Below are 11,366 nucleotides of genomic sequence, written 5' to 3'. Positions count from 1 at the left end.
GGATAAAAAATGATGATGGTTTACGGAATGTTTGTCTTTGAATTGAAGACCGTTCCACACCAACAATTGCAGCAGTCAAAAACATGGCGGCATGTCAAAAACGAACGCATCAACCGTTCTGCAAAATGGCAATACATTGGTGCAGGTGATGATCAGATCACGCTTTCCGGCGTACTGTATCCTCAGATTACCGGCGGCAAGGTTAGTCTCGCCGTACTTGATACGCAGGCATACACCGGACGCCCCTGGCCCCTTATAAGCGGCACAGGTCAGATTTTCGGAATGTATGCCCTTACGCAACTACAAACCACGCACACGGAATTCGATCAGTATGGAGAGGCAAAGAAAATAGAATTTTCTATTACTTTTCAGCGGGAAGATGAAGATCTCAGAGAGAGCCTTCAGTCATCATCTGTGGGTGATTTACTCAGCAACCTACAGAGCACCGCCAGTTCAGCCTATAGCAACGTCAGCGCCGCCGCCTCAAGCCTGTTTTAATCCAACTCAATGCCGCGCAATTAGCGCGGCGTTTTCTCACTCATTGTTCTAAGCATCTTTCCTGTAATTGCGCCAGCTTACCGGCTGGAAATTTTTTGTATAATGTCGATATTCCAACATCATAAATAATGGCTACTTGCTCTCGCGTTGCCTCTCCTTTCTGAATTAATCGCCCCATCTGATCCCATTCTTCCTTTGAATACTTTGGCGGGCGCCCGCCAACACGCCCCTTTTTTCTTGCCGCCGCCAGCCCCGCGCAAGTACGCTCAATAATTATTTCTCGCTCCATCTCCGCCAGCGCAGACATGATGTGAAACGTGAACCGGCCCATGCTTGTTTTGGTGTTAATCCCTTCAGTAATAGAGAGAAATTCCACATTCATTTTTTTAAACTTTTGCAGCAGATCAGCAAGATTGATAAGCGAACGCCCCAACCGATCCAACTTCCACACAACCACCGTATCACCAGATTTAAGCGTCTTAAGCAGCTTATTCAGCCCCGGCCTTTTGGCCTTTGTTCCGGTCATTTTGTCTTCAAAAACAAGCTCACAATTTGCACGCTCTATCGCGTCTCTCTGCAACTCAGGATTTTGGTCAATTGTTGACACCCTCACATACCCTATTCGCATAATTTTTAACCACCATTTTTGCCACTCAAAACGAAGGTGGATAACTTGCATTGTTTCAGGCTGTTTTTGAATATGTTCGTTTGCAAGATTCAAATCGAGGCATTCAGGGAAGTGTCATTTTTTCCACTGCTGGCATATCAAACTGGAATGTTCCCGATGTGGTGAAGAATGGCAGGCGCGTCAAAGCAACAGTGGTTGGTGGTGGTGGTGCTGGCGGTCGAGCTGTCGCTGGCGGCGGTGGTGGCGGTGGTGGGTTCGCATCAAAGCTTGTGGATCTGACTGGCGTTTCCAGCGTCACAATAACCGTTGGCGCTGGCGGCATTCCTGCCGCATTGGGTACATCCACAGCGTCAGGTGGTGCTGGAGGATCGTCATCATTTGGTGGCTATTTATCAGCAACGGGCGGTGATGGCGGTTCAACCCCGTCAGCTGGAAAGGGAGGTACAGGAGTTGGGGGAACGCTAAATACCTCTCTTGGGCCAGGCTGCGCAGGCGCAATGGGTAGTGCATATTGTAGTGGTTCTGGTGGCGGTGCAGGCGGCCCTGGTTCTGTTTCTTCATCAGTAAATAACGGAACAAACGCAATCGGATTCGGTGGAGGTGGCTCGGGGGCTGCGCAGGGTTCCGATACTTCGGTGTCTTGTATTGCAGGCGCTGGAAAACCGGGTTATGTATTAATTGAATGGTGAAAATTATGTGGGCGCGAATTGAAAATAACACAGTAATGGAATTAACTGATGTAAATCCTGAGGGTCGTTTTCACCCATCGCTTATATGGGTTAAATGCCCCACTGACGTTGAGCAGGGCTATTTATATGATGGAGAGGAATTTACTAAACCTGAGCCGTCGGAGGCGTAGGCCATTCCGGGTCTGCTGTATCAACGCGCATCAGTAGCACCCGGTATTTTTTCCACTCAGCCAGCGCGGCGGTTTCTTCTTCCGTCGCTATTCCAGCATCAACGGCATCCTGTCGCCACTCTATTTCATTATCAGCAGTAGCGCGTAATTGTGATTTTTTGACGTCATTTGCTGCAACTATTGCAGCCTGTTCGGCGCTGTCATCAACAACCCACTCGCTACCATTCCATTTATCGTACGGTGTAGCAGGGGCAACGGCAGTGAATCCTGCCTTGATATCACCGATGTAATCGACCGTGCTGGTAGTACCGTCTTCTATTGAATATACGGTTTCGCCTCGGTGATCGGCTTGGTATTCCCACCCTGCGTCGTTAAATACAGCAGCTTTCCCCACCACATCTTCACCGGGCTCAATATCGGTAGAATCCCCCGGCATACTTACACCGATATTAATAAATTCATCCGACCAGCCGGAATATTCAAAAGTCACTGCATCGTAATAAAAACAACGGATTTCACCTGTCTGAATCGCCAGGCCTTTATCATCAAAAACAGGTTTCATTATTTGGCCCTTACCAGAAAGTTAAATGCAATGTTACGGGGGCGGGTTTCAGCAGCGTTACCAATATTAAGATTTATTCGGTTTGCCCCGCTGGCTACACCTGAGCGCGTATTTTCTATGTAATCCCATCCACTGGTTGCAGCATTATTATCTACTGAAAAAACACCATAGGGGTTTTGCACGGCTGCTGATGTGTATCCCGTATCACCAAATATTTTAAACTGGCGCGTCCATAATGTACCTGATTGTGTTTTCGTCCCGTCACCCTGAGCGCTCAATAACGCTCGTCCACTATCCACACCGCGCCCGTCATCCCATGCGCGAATGAACTCACCGCGTGTATCGGGAAGTGTCAGACCCGGCATAACCTTTGCTAACTTAGGGTACGTTGTCGCAGAGAACGTCGCACCGTTGAACTTCAGAAACACCATATCTGACCATTCATCCATCACGGTATTTGGCATTGCCGCAGACGGCCAGAAGAACGGAATACCAATCGCTGGCGCACCTGCTCCTAAACGAAGGTTTTCAAGAACCTTTGCAACTAACCCTGCGTCAGCCATTTCTTTTAGGGCATTAGCAATCAAGGGGTATTGTGAATGCGGGTTAGCTTTGCCCTCATGATCTTTCATGACCTTATCGGTGTAGGCTTTAACCTCGATCACAGCATCATCAACATACTGGCGCGTAGCAAGCACAACAGATGGATCAACCTTCAGGGTAACTGCGTCCGTGCTCGATACGGTAAGAAGCATCCTGATAACTTGCGTTCTTCCAGAGCCTTCCTCAGTCGTTGCTTTGTAAGTTTCCGGGCAGTTGGCAATGGCAATCAGATCCCCATCGGCATCAAAAAGCCCAATCTCACGAATCCACCAACCACCGGCAGACTCAGGAATAATTTGTTCTGCAATGATTTGGCTATCGTTGTCTTTATCAACTGACAGGGAATTAAGCTGGGCGCGGCGTACCTCATTAATCAGTTTGGTCTGAGCCTGATTAGGCGTAGGAGATACACCACCACCATCACCTACAGCGAGCGAAGTAATATCCAGCTTTTCACCCAGCGCCGCCATATTTGATAATTTTGCCGCCCCAATATTAGTTAACAGGGCAAAGTATTTAAGCGCCATTTGTTACCTCTAACGTATCAATAATATGAATTGCCCCTGCGGGGAAATAACCGCCGCTAACTTCCACGGCTTCCGGCATGTATGGATAAATAGTCATCACATCACCGCCATAGCACCCGGCGTGTGCGTACACATCCCCGGATACCTGCAAATTAATGGCAAGGCCCGTCAAATGACGTGAACAAGGCTTTGCATCAGCAATCAGGCGTTCAAGCTCAAGATAGGTTTCTTCTGTAATGCCAGAGTCAGAAACGCCAATTTCAAGCTGAAAAGTTCCCGGCTCGCCGCCGGTCTGCCACCACTCGATCACCTTGATAAGAAAACCAAAAGGCTCAACCACCCGGCGCAGTGCCGAAATTGTCCCCTTCTGGCGATGTACCGCCCAGGCGGATTTAATAACCTGGCGCTTTGTTTGTTCAGACCACCCCTTATCCCAGCGATCAACAGACAGCGCCCACGCCAGATAAGGCAACAAGGCAACAGGGCATTCGTCTGGATTCCACAGCTTGTGCAATTCCACCGGAATTTCTGTTATGCGCTCGGTTCCCGCTTCCGCGCAGCGCATGAAATCACTGGCTTTCGGGGATAACAGGCTCTTACTCATCCGTTCCACCTTTGGCAATGGTTACAGATGTGCATCGCGCCGCCTGGGTATCACTAATCACAACATTTCCTGGCGGGGATTGAATTTCCACACGTTGCACCCCCTGGACGTGCAACGCTGCCATGATTGCCGATAGAGCAACATCACGCCCAATATTTCCCTGATCAGCCAGCCAATCCTGTAAGGCTTTTTCCGCTGCATCAGCGATAGGTTCCGATTCTGGCCCTGGGTAGAAATACAGGCTTGCGACGATCTCATAGTTGATTATCTCCGCACTCTGTACCGTCAGCCTGTCACCAACCGGGCGCACACTTTCATCTGATAAAGCCGCATTCACAGTGGCGATTAATTCTGCTGAAGCAGTCCCATCCCCTTCTGATGACAACACGGAAACAATCACTTCAGCAGGCGCGGGGCTTGATGCTTTGGCATCCGCCACTTTGCCTGATGCACTTTTAGCAAAGTACTCATACGCCGCTGTTGGCCCCGCAACACTCAACCCCTCAAATGCAGCCTGAGCACGCAAACGCAACTTCGAATCGCTTTCCATCACGGCATCTGTTGAATCAGTCGCCTCAGTGATGGTGAGTCTTTTGGTGTTGTTATTTGCCGCCAGGTTGTCAAGATTCGATCCTGATGAGTGGCTCAACATACACGCGGCGGCGGAATCATTAACTTCCTGCGTCTTAAGCATTTCACGGTACGCAAATACCTGGGCAATCACATTTAGCGGCTCGGATTCAAGCTCCATCGCTGCTGCAATGGCACTTTGCTTTTCCTCCGGGTAAGCAGAAATAATGGCCTCTTTTACCTCTGACAAAATGACTTCGTAGTCCAGAGTGACGATCACTTCCGGCGGCGGAAGCTCTGATAAATCAATCGTTGCCATTGTTCGACTCCCTCAGCTTCACAGAGCCTGTCGCCGCCTGCATAGTGGTGGTAATTAGCCCGCCAAGCTCAACAGTCACCGCGCCGGATTCGGAATATGTCACATCAACCTGATTTAACGCGATGCGTGGTTCCCATTGCGTTAAAGCGATCACCGTGGCACTCATTAGCTGTAATCGTGTCGTTTCGTTTTTGGGTTCATCCAGCAGGTCAGGTAACAAACTGCCGTAAGTGCGTCGCATCACCCGCGAGCCCAGCGGCGTTAACAGGACATCTTTCACTGACTGCCAGAGATGATCAGAATCTGAAAGCGTGCCTGTGCCGGTCTCATTCATGCCCGTATATTTCGCTGTCATTGAGTCCCCTTAGTCCAGCTACCGCCACTTTCAACGCCACCGTGATCATGATCATCAGCCCGGACACCGTTTGACGTCATCTTGCCGCCAGAATGAGTCACATCCCCGGTCATCGTGCCGCCTTCTGTAAAATCAAAAGTCTTTGCCTTCAGGTGATGAGTACATTCCACCTCCGCTGTATCGAGTGTGATTTTCGTCTCAGCCTGAATTGTCGCCGTTTTCATACCGCGGGCGGTCAGCGCGCTAACCGCCGCGTCATATTCAAACCTGGCCCCGTCAGGCGCAGTAATCACCATTTGTTTGAGGCTTGCAGATGGGGCGTCGTTATCGTTGCTATACAGACTACCCAGCAAAATTGCGGTTTCCGGGTTGCCACCAATGCAGCCTAATAACACCTGCTCACCCAGCGACGGCGGACACCAAATCTTAAAATCACCGGCACGGCCCGTCTTCCAGCGAATCCATGCTGTTTTAAGCTCACCACTCTGTACGCGCACGCTTTTACCGTCTTCCGATATCTCAGTGACAATCCCCACGCGCAGCACATTTTCCAGCAGTCGCATCAGTTCGGCGTTCACTTACCGGCACTCCCCATGCTGTTAATCACCGCACTACGGATCAGCGCTTCATCTGCTCTGGAAATTCCCAGCAATATACGTGGGGCATATTTAGCGAAAGCGCCTGGCCCAACCTGCTCACGCAAGCCGTATTGGTGGATGCGGGCGATACGCTCTGCCATGCCGCTATAACCGACCTCAGCACCTTCTGCTGTGGCCTTCATCTTCATAAATCGTGACGTACGCAGCTTCACAAACATGGGGGTTTTAACTGTGCGCGGCGTTTGGCCCGCGCGCGTATTGATCTCTGTATAGCGCTCAATATCAGCCCGGTAGAACGTGCGGATTTCATTACGGTCTTCATCAAAACCTGTAATAGTGCGTCCGTACTTTCCGCGCCCGCTGTGCCAGTTTTTAAGGCGGCGTAACTGCCCCTCCCAGATGAAGGCGATCCCCTGCTGGGTGCGTAACTTCTTGCGGCGGCGCGCCGCGTACTGACTTCCGTCCGGGTTACGCTGTGCGCGTATACGCTGCTGCTGGCTGATGCGTAACATTTTTCCGACAGTGCGCGCCGTTCTTGCACGACCGGCGGAAGACACCCCAGCCAGAATGTCAGCAAAATACTGATCCAGAACGTGAACACTGTCGGCATTCATACGGGCGTACTCCAGGTGACATCCTCGATAATGCCGCTCCACTCCGGCGGTATCCGTGGGCGCGGCTCTGGTTTGTGATCTGCTTTCAGCGTGCCATCATCATTGCGGCTTACGATCACACGCTCGCTGATGGGCAACTCAAAAAACAGGTCTGCTGTATCGTCGTTATTGATTGCCGTAGTGAATTTAATCTCTTTGTTCTTTTCAGGGTTCAGCAACAGTTGCGGTTGCTCCTGCCACAGCCAGGCCATCAACGGCAAAGTAAAATCATCCAGATCACCGGCGAAATTCATTACAAAAAGACACAGCGTGTAGGCATAAACAAAATCAGCCGTTTCGCCGGTCGTCTCAACATGCCCGGATTCAATAAACACGCTGAAGGCTTCAGGGTTTGCCTTGCACCACTGATTCGAATGGGTTAGCGCATCGCGCAGGGAGTTAATTTTCAGCATGTTCCGCCCTTAGCGCCCCAACGCAGTGCAAATGGTGCAACCGATGACAACCAGATAAACAAACGTCCATACTGGATGTGCGCTGATAAATTCAAATAACCCCATATAAATCACTCCTGTGGTGCTTGCTGCTTAATGTTCAAATCTCTGATCGCTCGCTTGTCAGCGTTGCATGTGTCGAGCGCGTCATGTAGCTGGTCGGCGTGAATCGCGATCCCGCCCCACGTAACCGGCGTTTTCAGTTCCGGCGCGGGAGTTTCATTTGTCAGGCTTTGTGGTACTGGCTGGTGAATCAGTCGGGTTTGCACTTTTATTTTTTCTGAGCAACCCGTCACTGACAGCAACAGGCACAACAGCACCGGCGCATTTATCAGTACGCATCGCCCTGGACATATTTTCACGCCTTGCTTCACCTTCACTGTTTCGCTCCTGTTCCGCTTTTCTGACGCCCGCTACCGCTGCTTGCGCATCAGCAGTAAGCCCGCGCATTTCTGCGATCACTGCCTCACTTTCATCAAACATGCGCTGCAAGGACTGTTCGTTGTTGTCTGCTACAGCGCCTTTGTAACCCCAGTAATAACCGGATGCATAACCACTTAAACTAAGGAAAAATAACCACACTAACGCTTTCATTTAGCCTCCAGATCTCGCCTGCACCACGCCTGAAAATCAGTGCGTCGATTAACCAACCCTTGAGAGCGCTTACCGGCGCTGTTAACAAAGTCAGTTAAGCGGTCACATACCCCGCTCCAGTTGTGCGCCTGGGCGTTTTTCCAGATTGTTGTTCTCTGCTTGCGGGCCTGCTTATCGGTAAACCACATCAGGCCCGTACAGCCAACATTCAGCCCGCCATCAACCATGCTTTCGAACACACTTTGCGGCATCGCTTCGCCGTTGAAATTCTGGTTTATGCAGCGCTCGGAATGCTGCATATCGTTGATCCACCGGCGCGCGATTTCAGCATTACTGTACTCACGCTTCTGGACGTGGCCGGTCGAGCCGATCCCCACGGTCAACACCCCGGCGGTACAGTAGTAAGGCGTGTTGCGGCAGTCTTCCCAGGACGCTATTTTTTGTTGTGCCTCTGGCGACGTCCGCAACGCATCAGGCGACATCGACACCCCCAGAGCGACAATCAACGCGATTGAACAACGTTTAATAACCGCCTTCATCATCAATCCCCGCTTTGAGTTGCGCTAATTCCTGGCGCTCAAAGGTAGTCAGATCACGGCGCTCTGCCTGCTTCAGAATCTGCTCAATCAAAGCGTTACGTTTTTCCTGAGCCTTCTCCACGCGTGCGCGATGCACCCACGCGCGCCAGCCAGATAAAATCCCCAGCAACAACCCCGCCATACCCAGCTTTTCATTCCAGGTCATCAAGCCAACACCAACAGTGATTGATGAAGTTATCCAGGTAACCCAGTCCCACAGCCGGTGAAATGAATTCAACTCCATAGCTGTACCATCTCCTGTGCGGGCTGAGTGTCGATGTCTGGCATCTCCACCACCTGCCCGGCATCTAAAAAAATTTGACTACTCAGCCCCGGATTGGCGCTTAACACCTGCTCGGTTACGCCCTTAGTTGTTCCGTAATGCCGGTGACATAGCTGATCCAGCGTATCCCCCTGCAAGGCTTTTACTTTCATCAGCACAACTCCGCGTAAATGCGCGGTTTGCGCTGGATGTCTGAAATACCCCAGCGGGCATCACGCCAGAGATCACTGATTTGAAGATCCAGCGCGGCGGCGTCTTTGTCGCCTTTTGGCGTAGTATCGACATCTCTGTAACCTTCCAGCACCAGGGCGCGGGCAATGGAATAAACCGCGCGCCGGTAGCGGTAGACCTTCACGCTTTCATCGTTCAGCAGTCGCGCTGGCACATCCTGCAACTTTGCATAGCCCGCCGCTTCCTGGCTGGCCTGCCATAAATCCAGTTGTTCAGTTACGTGCGCCACGGCCTCTGTCGCCACGTGCTTCAGTCTTGATGTCGTCACACCGCCGGTGATACGTGCGGCAAGGCGCAATTCCTTCAACTGAATAACAGGCCAGAAATTGCCAGCCGTGACGGTTTCGTTACCATCATCCACGTCAGATACGTCACTGTTGGCCGGAAACGGATGCTTTGTTGCTACCAGGCTACTCATGAACGTTCCTCAAAAAATCAGGCGGTGGACACGCGGTGAAAAGACCGGTTAAGGGCAGATCTCCGCGCGTGCCGCCTGTCGGTCGGGGCCGAAGTCGTTAAGATTCTTTTTTCGCTTTTGCCGCTTTAGCGGCTGGCTTTTTCGCTTTACTGGTGGCGCGTGGCTTACTGGCGGCTTTTGCGGGCTTCTTCTCTACCGGGGCCGCTTCAGGTTGCGCTGTTGCCAGCTTTTTCAGATCACGGGTTAAAGCCTGCATTTCACGCTTAACACCCGCGCTTGGGTTCAATTCGGTAGCGCGGCGAAACAGCTTCAAGGCTTCGCCTTTGGTCTCATTGTCAGACGTGCCACGGCGAGAGAGGCCGCGAGCCTTGCAAAGTTTGGAGGACACCTCATCCGGCATATCACAGCCATCGACGATCTCTGCCAGCTCATCCAGCACAGCGACATACGCGGACAGATCAGCATCTGCATCAGCCGCCGCGATGCTCAGGGCCTGGTTACTGATTTCTTCAGCCAGTAATACCGGTGCGGTGCGTTTGAAGTCATCACGCATGGACAAGCCATGTTTCACCACATAGCGCCCGATTTTCAGCGCCTGCGGGTAGTCCTGGCAGTCAATCGCCCATAGCATCATGGTTGTAATCACTTCATCCTGGCGACCGCTGTCACCATCCAGAGTGCCATCAATCCAGCCTTCGTAATTCGGCATCATATCGCGCTTCATTACCGCTTTGGATTCGTTGGACTGCACTTGTTTAAGTGACGCCTGATCGAGGCGCAGCCGGTGCAAAATCTGCTCATGCGCAGTACGTACAACGCATTGTTGTGCGGCACTGTCTCCGCGTCGATCAGCCATCACTTGCTGAAAGTGTTTTTGCGCTGGGGTTAACATCGTTCTCTCCGGTTAGCGGGCGCAATGCGCCCGCGCTATCAGTTATGCGCCCTGTTGTTCTTCAGGCTCTGCGGCTTCCGCTTCCGGGGCGGTGGCAAAGGTGATGCCGTCGATAAATGCGACCTTGCCGTAATCTTCAACAACGTAGTCATCATTGGAGGACTGGTAATTAGCCACACGGTTGTATTCCGGCTCCTCTTTGATGGTTCGACGCAGCGCACCTAACTGGTAATAAACGGACAGGTTTTTCAGTGAGGTGATCAGGACACAGTCATCAGGCACGTACGGTGCAAAGCAGGCTGGCAGGCCACCAACTTTTTCACTGGAAACGATCAGCTGTGCTGCAATCATTTCACTGTTCGGATTGGTCTGGCTAAGCGCATTCAGTTTGGGGAAGTAACTACTGGTCAGCAGGTCAGAAGACATGATCACAACCAGGTCTGGCGCTTTACGGTGCCAGGTGGCAAGAAGACTGTTTTTTGCATCAAAGACAGCCGCATCAAGGTTGCCGTAAGTACCTTTTGCAATGATTTTGTTGTCTTCATCACGCGCGGTGAGGGTGACATCCTTGATGATGCGGTGCGGCGCTTCTTCGCGGATTTTCTGAAGCCAGCCTACGCCGCAATCCTGCAATAGCGGATTGGCTACACGATCAGATTTTTCGGCGTATGACGTACCGTTAAAGCCAATCATGATGCGGTCTAGTGCGATCTGTCTGGCGTTCGCCTCACTGATCAGTGACTGAAAATTAGGCTGCATAGACCAGGCGTCTAACTGCGAATAGCTTACGGCTGAGTCGTAGTTAGTCTTACGGCAGCGGTAGGTGCTCGGCTCTTTAGAGTGATTGTCTACCGGATTGCGGCGAGAAGTGCCGTCGCTGCTGTTATTGGTGTTTGCGGTCGGGCCTTTACTCCCGATCAGGATTTTCTGGCCTTCCTGCGACTTAACCGGGAAGACGTTAATTTTTTTCAGGAAGTCATCGCTTTCCATCGATGCTTTTTCCATGCGCTGTTGCACAGAAGGCTCAACACTGAAGGATTTGGCGACATCATCGGATCGAACGCCATTTAAATTGGCCTGGCGATCGACATAGCCGTTAAAAAGTACGCGGGTACTGTTTTCCATGTATTCGAATCTCTTT

At 51.4% G+C, this 11,366-nt stretch carries 19 protein-coding genes; 2 read left to right on the top strand and 17 right to left on the bottom strand.

The window, feature by feature from the left end; all coding sequences use genetic code 11:
- The first annotated feature begins 9 nt into the window (after positions 1–9).
- Positions 10–498 (top strand): phage tail protein, encoded by a 489-nt coding sequence (locus tag AC1MKH_RS10285; protein ID WP_276220143.1) that lies wholly within the window; start codon positions 10–12, stop codon positions 496–498.
- Between the two features lie 40 nt (positions 499–538).
- On the opposite strand, the gene AC1MKH_RS10280 is transcribed toward AC1MKH_RS10285, so the two are convergent.
- Complete coding sequence (locus AC1MKH_RS10280) at positions 539–1,126, bottom strand: recombinase family protein (RefSeq protein WP_276220348.1); 588 nt, start codon at positions 1,124–1,126, stop codon at positions 539–541.
- 158 nt (positions 1,127–1,284) lie between these two features.
- Between AC1MKH_RS10280 and AC1MKH_RS10275 the strand changes: the two genes are divergently transcribed.
- Positions 1,285–1,815: a glycine-rich domain-containing protein gene (locus tag AC1MKH_RS10275; RefSeq protein WP_442961905.1), complete on the top strand. Its 531-nt coding sequence runs from the start codon at positions 1,285–1,287 to the stop codon at positions 1,813–1,815.
- A gap of 144 nt (positions 1,816–1,959) precedes the next feature.
- On the opposite strand, the gene AC1MKH_RS10270 is transcribed toward AC1MKH_RS10275, so the two are convergent.
- From AC1MKH_RS10270 to AC1MKH_RS10195, 16 genes are all read right to left on the bottom strand, one after another.
- Positions 1,960–2,547 carry a tail fiber assembly protein gene (locus tag AC1MKH_RS10270; RefSeq protein ID WP_276220145.1) on the bottom strand — a complete coding sequence of 196 codons (588 nt, stop codon included), beginning with the start codon at positions 2,545–2,547 and terminating at the stop codon, positions 1,960–1,962.
- On the bottom strand, positions 2,547–3,677 hold the full coding sequence (locus AC1MKH_RS10265; protein WP_276220146.1) for a phage tail-collar fiber domain-containing protein: 1,131 nt from the start codon (positions 3,675–3,677) through the stop codon (positions 2,547–2,549). Before AC1MKH_RS10265 ends, AC1MKH_RS10270 begins: the two co-directional genes overlap by 1 nt.
- Positions 3,667–4,281 carry a phage tail protein I gene (locus AC1MKH_RS10260; protein ID WP_276220147.1) on the bottom strand — a complete coding sequence of 205 codons (615 nt, stop codon included), beginning with the start codon at positions 4,279–4,281 and terminating at the stop codon, positions 3,667–3,669. Before AC1MKH_RS10260 ends, AC1MKH_RS10265 begins: the two co-directional genes overlap by 11 nt.
- Positions 4,274–5,170, bottom strand: a complete 897-nt coding sequence (locus AC1MKH_RS10255) for a baseplate assembly protein (protein ID WP_276220148.1) — start codon at positions 5,168–5,170, stop codon at positions 4,274–4,276. The genes AC1MKH_RS10260 and AC1MKH_RS10255 overlap by 8 nt, the downstream gene beginning before the upstream one ends.
- The gene (locus tag AC1MKH_RS10250; RefSeq protein WP_276220149.1) at positions 5,157–5,525 is read right to left on the bottom strand and encodes a GPW/gp25 family protein; all 369 of its coding nucleotides are present in this window, start codon (positions 5,523–5,525) and stop codon (positions 5,157–5,159) included. Before AC1MKH_RS10250 ends, AC1MKH_RS10255 begins: the two co-directional genes overlap by 14 nt.
- Positions 5,522–6,103, bottom strand: a complete 582-nt coding sequence (locus tag AC1MKH_RS10245) for a phage baseplate assembly protein V (protein WP_276220150.1) — start codon at positions 6,101–6,103, stop codon at positions 5,522–5,524. Before AC1MKH_RS10245 ends, AC1MKH_RS10250 begins: the two co-directional genes overlap by 4 nt.
- Positions 6,100–6,738, bottom strand: coding sequence for a phage virion morphogenesis protein (locus AC1MKH_RS10240; RefSeq protein ID WP_276220151.1), 639 nt, complete (start codon positions 6,736–6,738; stop codon positions 6,100–6,102). The genes AC1MKH_RS10245 and AC1MKH_RS10240 overlap by 4 nt, the downstream gene beginning before the upstream one ends.
- Positions 6,735–7,190, bottom strand: a complete 456-nt coding sequence (locus tag AC1MKH_RS10235; protein ID WP_276220152.1) for a phage tail protein — start codon at positions 7,188–7,190, stop codon at positions 6,735–6,737. Before AC1MKH_RS10235 ends, AC1MKH_RS10240 begins: the two co-directional genes overlap by 4 nt.
- A 110-nt stretch (positions 7,191–7,300) precedes the next feature.
- Entirely contained in the window at positions 7,301–7,498 is a 198-nt protein-coding gene (gene lysC / locus AC1MKH_RS10230; RefSeq protein WP_442961903.1) for an Rz1-like lysis system protein LysC, read from the bottom strand.
- A complete protein-coding gene (locus AC1MKH_RS10225; protein ID WP_276220153.1) occupies positions 7,449–7,823 on the bottom strand; it encodes a hypothetical protein in 375 nt (124 codons plus the stop codon). Before AC1MKH_RS10225 ends, lysC begins: the two co-directional genes overlap by 50 nt.
- A complete protein-coding gene (locus AC1MKH_RS10220) occupies positions 7,820–8,362 on the bottom strand; it encodes a lysozyme (RefSeq protein ID WP_276220349.1) in 543 nt (180 codons plus the stop codon). The genes AC1MKH_RS10225 and AC1MKH_RS10220 overlap by 4 nt, the downstream gene beginning before the upstream one ends.
- Positions 8,346–8,645, bottom strand: a complete 300-nt coding sequence (locus tag AC1MKH_RS10215) for a phage tail protein (RefSeq protein WP_276220154.1) — start codon at positions 8,643–8,645, stop codon at positions 8,346–8,348. The genes AC1MKH_RS10220 and AC1MKH_RS10215 overlap by 17 nt, the downstream gene beginning before the upstream one ends.
- Positions 8,636–8,836 (bottom strand): tail protein X, encoded by a 201-nt coding sequence (locus AC1MKH_RS10210; RefSeq protein ID WP_276220155.1) that lies wholly within the window; start codon positions 8,834–8,836, stop codon positions 8,636–8,638. Before AC1MKH_RS10210 ends, AC1MKH_RS10215 begins: the two co-directional genes overlap by 10 nt.
- Positions 8,836–9,333, bottom strand: coding sequence for a head completion/stabilization protein (locus tag AC1MKH_RS10205; protein WP_276220156.1), 498 nt, complete (start codon positions 9,331–9,333; stop codon positions 8,836–8,838). The genes AC1MKH_RS10210 and AC1MKH_RS10205 overlap by 1 nt, the downstream gene beginning before the upstream one ends.
- Before the next feature lie 97 nt (positions 9,334–9,430).
- Positions 9,431–10,225, bottom strand: a complete 795-nt coding sequence (gene gpM / locus AC1MKH_RS10200; protein WP_276220157.1) for a phage terminase small subunit — start codon at positions 10,223–10,225, stop codon at positions 9,431–9,433.
- A 42-nt stretch (positions 10,226–10,267) separates the two neighbouring features.
- A complete protein-coding gene (locus AC1MKH_RS10195; RefSeq protein ID WP_276220158.1) occupies positions 10,268–11,350 on the bottom strand; it encodes a phage major capsid protein, P2 family in 1,083 nt (360 codons plus the stop codon).
- Positions 11,351–11,366 lie beyond the last annotated feature (16 nt).

Source organism: Pseudocitrobacter sp. CD920760, assembly GCF_057782505.1.
The sequence above is the reverse complement of the archived record's forward strand: the minus strand, read 5'-3'. Positions and strand labels throughout refer to the sequence as shown.

What these genes read in the sequence shown, in the direction of transcription:
- AC1MKH_RS10220 (WP_276220349.1), bottom strand. Translation starts at nt 8,362, where the DNA reads ATGAAGGCGGTTATTAAACGTTGTTCAATCGCGTTGATTGTCGCTCTG.
- AC1MKH_RS10270 (WP_276220145.1), bottom strand. Translation starts at nt 2,547, where the DNA reads ATGAAACCTGTTTTTGATGATAAAGGCCTGGCGATTCAGACAGGTGAA.
- AC1MKH_RS10195 (WP_276220158.1), bottom strand. Translation starts at nt 11,350, where the DNA reads ATGGAAAACAGTACCCGCGTACTTTTTAACGGCTATGTCGATCGCCAG.
- AC1MKH_RS10250 (WP_276220149.1), bottom strand. Translation starts at nt 5,525, where the DNA reads ATGACAGCGAAATATACGGGCATGAATGAGACCGGCACAGGCACGCTT.
- AC1MKH_RS10215 (WP_276220154.1), bottom strand. Translation starts at nt 8,645, where the DNA reads ATGGAGTTGAATTCATTTCACCGGCTGTGGGACTGGGTTACCTGGATA.
- AC1MKH_RS10205 (WP_276220156.1), bottom strand. Translation starts at nt 9,333, where the DNA reads ATGAGTAGCCTGGTAGCAACAAAGCATCCGTTTCCGGCCAACAGTGAC.
- AC1MKH_RS10280 (WP_276220348.1), bottom strand. Translation starts at nt 1,126, where the DNA reads ATGCGAATAGGGTATGTGAGGGTGTCAACAATTGACCAAAATCCTGAG.
- AC1MKH_RS10210 (WP_276220155.1), bottom strand. Translation starts at nt 8,836, where the DNA reads ATGAAAGTAAAAGCCTTGCAGGGGGATACGCTGGATCAGCTATGTCAC.
- AC1MKH_RS10285 (WP_276220143.1), top strand. Translation starts at nt 10, where the DNA reads ATGATGATGGTTTACGGAATGTTTGTCTTTGAATTGAAGACCGTTCCA.
- AC1MKH_RS10260 (WP_276220147.1), bottom strand. Translation starts at nt 4,281, where the DNA reads ATGAGTAAGAGCCTGTTATCCCCGAAAGCCAGTGATTTCATGCGCTGC.
- AC1MKH_RS10240 (WP_276220151.1), bottom strand. Translation starts at nt 6,738, where the DNA reads ATGAATGCCGACAGTGTTCACGTTCTGGATCAGTATTTTGCTGACATT.
- AC1MKH_RS10255 (WP_276220148.1), bottom strand. Translation starts at nt 5,170, where the DNA reads ATGGCAACGATTGATTTATCAGAGCTTCCGCCGCCGGAAGTGATCGTC.
- gpM (WP_276220157.1), bottom strand. Translation starts at nt 10,225, where the DNA reads ATGTTAACCCCAGCGCAAAAACACTTTCAGCAAGTGATGGCTGATCGA.
- AC1MKH_RS10265 (WP_276220146.1), bottom strand. Translation starts at nt 3,677, where the DNA reads ATGGCGCTTAAATACTTTGCCCTGTTAACTAATATTGGGGCGGCAAAA.
- AC1MKH_RS10225 (WP_276220153.1), bottom strand. Translation starts at nt 7,823, where the DNA reads ATGAAAGCGTTAGTGTGGTTATTTTTCCTTAGTTTAAGTGGTTATGCA.
- AC1MKH_RS10235 (WP_276220152.1), bottom strand. Translation starts at nt 7,190, where the DNA reads ATGCTGAAAATTAACTCCCTGCGCGATGCGCTAACCCATTCGAATCAG.